At 74.1% G+C, this 2,380-nt stretch carries 2 protein-coding genes; both read left to right on the forward strand.

Features of this window, described 5'->3' with window-relative positions; translation table 11 throughout:
* Positions 1-911, forward strand: a 911-nt coding sequence (locus tag NON22_RS23200) for a tetratricopeptide repeat protein (protein ID WP_257389359.1), incomplete at its 5' end; no start/stop codon positions are given.
* Between the two features lie 76 nt (positions 912-987).
* The coding region (locus NON22_RS23205; RefSeq protein WP_257389360.1) for a BatD family protein at positions 988-2,380 on the forward strand (1,393 nt) is incomplete at its 3' end.

Here is a 2,380-nt window from a genome sequence, read left to right on the forward strand (position 1 = left end):
TGCGCGGCGCGGCGAAATTCCGCGCCGGCGACGCGGCCGGCGCGGCGGCCGACTGGGCGCCCGGCGCGAGCGCCGACGCCGCCTACAACTTCGGCAACGCGCTCGCGCGTCAGCAGCAGTACGAACAGGCGATCGCCGCCTGGGACGAAGCACTGCGGCGCGATCCGGACCATGCCGACGCGAAGGCCAACAAGCAGGCGGTGGAGGACTGGCTGCGCCAGCGCCGGCAGCAGAAATCCAGCGACGGCAAGGACGGCTCGTCCAAGGACCGGCAGGATCCGGCCGGCGCCAGGCCCGATCAGCCGCAGCAGGGCAACCAGGACGCGTCCGACGCCGCGCAGCAGGCCCAGGACGCGAGCGCCGGCCAGGACGGCCAGCAGCAGGACGGCGAGGCCGGCCAGCAGGGCGAAGCCGCGCAGAGCGGCCAGCCCGGCGCGCAGTCGCAAGCCGACGACGCCTCGCGCGCGGCCGGCGAAACCCAGCAGGGCCAGGACCAGGCCGGCCGCGCCGGCCAGGCCAAGCCCGGCGAGCGCGACACGACCAAGGCCGACGCGGCCGAGGGCGCGCAGGCCCAGGCCAATGCGAAACAGCAGCAGGCGTTCCGCGACGCCATGGAAAAGGCGCTGCGCGAAGGCGGGCAGGGCAAGGAAGGCCAGGCGCAGAAGGAGCCCGGCAAGGACGGCGAGCAGGCCCCGGCCCGGCGCGCCGTCGCCGGCGAGCCGAAGCCCGGCAAACCCGGCGAGCAATCCGCCGTCGCGCCGGCCGAGACCGAAGCCGAGCGCGAACAGCGCCAGTCCGTCGAGCAGTGGCTGCAGCGCGTGCCCGACGATCCGGGCGGCCTGCTGCGGCGCAAGTTCCAGCTCGAATACGAGCGCCGCCAGCGCGCGCCGCAGCGCGGAGGCGGCGAATGAGCCGAGCCGCGCGTTCGTTCCGCCGGACCGCCGCGGCACGCCGGTCCGCCACCGTCTATCCGTTGCAGGTGTTCCGATGATCCGACGACTGCTGCTCCTGCTTGCGCTGTGCGCCGTCGCGACGGCCAGCCCGGCCGCCGAAACCGCGCGCGCCTGGCTCGACCGCGACAGCCTGCAGCTCGGCGAAACCGTGACCCTCAACGTCGAGAGCAGCGAGTCGGGCGCCGAACCGGACTTCAGCGCGCTCGAGGCGGACTTCGAACTGCTCGGCCGTTCGAGCTCCAGTTCGGTCAGCATCGCGAACGGCCGCACGACCAGCAGCATGCTCTGGGCCATCGGCCTGCGACCGCGCCGCGAAGGCAAGTTCACGATCGCGCCGCTGAGCGTCGGCAAGGCCAGAACCGAGCCGATCACGGTGACCGTCGGCGCCGCGCCGGCCGTGGCGGCGGCCGCGGCCGGCGACGACGTGTTCCTCGAAGTCACGGCTGACCCGCAGCTCGTCTACGTGCAGCAGCAGGTCCGCGTGACCGTGCGCTTCTACTACGCGGTCAACCTGACCGACGGCGCCGTGGAGGAACTGAGCCTCGCCGACGCCGTCGTGCAGAAGCTCGGCCAGGACCGCAGCTACGACGCCGAGCGTTCCGGCCGGCGCTACCGCGTCATGGAGCGGCGCTACGCGCTGACCGCGCAGAAGAGCGGCAGCCTTGCCGTGCCCGCGCTGAATTTCCGCGGCCGCGCGCTCAGCGGCAACGATCCGAACGCCCTGTTCTTCGGCCGCGGCCGCGCGGTCAGCACGCGCTCGGAACCCGTGACTATCGAGGTCAAGCCGCGCCCGGCCGGTTCCGGCGGCGGCGCCTGGCTGCCGGCGCAGTCGCTGCAGCTGCAGGTCGACGGGCTCACGGCGGCGACGCCGGCGCGCGTCGGCGAACCGCTGACCCTGACCGTGACCGAGATCGCGCAGGGGCTGGGCTTCGAGCAGCTGCCGGAGATCGAGCTGCCGGCGATCGACGGCGCGGAAGTGTACCCGGACAAATCCGTCACGCGCTCGCGCGAGAATGCCGGCTGGGTCGTCGGCGAGCGCAGCCGCAAGTTCGCGATCGTGCCCAAGCGCGCCGGCAAGCTGCAGATTCCCGCCTTGAGCCTGGACTGGTGGAACGCGGCCGACGACGCGGCGGCCAGGGCCACGACCGAAGCGATCGCGCTGGAGGTCGCCGAGGCCGTGGCCGCGCCGGCGACGCCCGCGACCGTTCCGGCGGTCGCGAGCGAGGTGCCGGCGCCGGCTTCCGACGGTGCGGGCTTCTGGCGTCTCGCGGCGATCGCGAGCTTCGTGCTCTGGCTCCTGACTTTCGCAGCGCTGCTGTGGCAGCGCCGGCCGCGCCGTGTCGCGCCGGCCGCGACGGCACCCGTGTTCAGTCCGACGCGGCGCAGCTTCGAGCGCGCCGTCGCCGACGGCGACGCCGCGGCCGCGG

The sequence above is a fragment of the Tahibacter caeni genome (assembly GCF_024609805.1).
Classification (GTDB): domain Bacteria; phylum Pseudomonadota; class Gammaproteobacteria; order Xanthomonadales; family Rhodanobacteraceae; genus Tahibacter; species Tahibacter caeni.